We start from the raw sequence: 664 nt of genomic DNA, 5'->3' as shown, positions 1-664 counted from the left end.
TCCAGGGGCGCGTCCGTTCGCGGCCGTGCTGGTGTTCGACCCGAGCGTGGAGGTGCGGCCACCACCGCCTTGGCTTGAGGTTCCGCCAGCACCGCCGGGGACCGTGTTTAAGGAGGACCCGTCCCCGCCGTTGCCGCCAAATTCGTTAATTTGACCGCCACTTCCGGCCCCGCCAAAGCCGCCTGCCGGTCCGGACGACGAGTTCGTACCGGCAGCGCCGCCCGTGGCCGCCATGGTCCCGAAGGATGACGTGGAACCGGCTGTGGCCGCCGATTGATCCGTCGCGGAGCCGGCGCCGCCGGCGCCAACGGCGCCGTTGATCACTTGACCGGGTGTCACCGCGATCCAGCCGGACGTCGTTCCGCCAGCCCCACCACCGCCGCCGGTAAAGGTCAAACCATTGCCGCCGGTTCCGGCACCGCCGCCACTGCCAACAACAGTGACATACAGCCACGTGACGTTGGCGGGGACGGTGAACGAGAAGGCTCCGGCCGCCGTGAAGGATTGAAGATTGCGCGCCGGGCTGAGCGAGGGCGCGACAGTCGGGAGGTTGGCGACGATAATCGCAAGAACCTGGCTTGGTGCCAGGTCGACGATGCGGAAGTTGGTACCATCGTCGATGACGACGAGGGGCTGCGCCGCGGCATAGTCGCCAGACTGCAGC

At 67.9% G+C, this 664-nt stretch carries 1 protein-coding gene; it reads right to left on the bottom strand.

Annotated features, from left to right (window positions below; translation table 11 throughout):
- Window positions 1-664: glycine-rich domain-containing protein (locus GSQ79_RS29060; RefSeq protein WP_368669955.1), on the bottom strand; the 664-nt coding region annotated here is incomplete at both ends.

Origin of the sequence: Beijerinckia sp. L45, from assembly GCF_009765775.1 — a bacterium.
Lineage (GTDB): Bacteria > Pseudomonadota > Alphaproteobacteria > Rhizobiales > Beijerinckiaceae > RH-AL1.
Note: the sequence above shows the minus strand (reverse complement) of the source record. Positions and strands in the feature narration are given on the sequence as shown.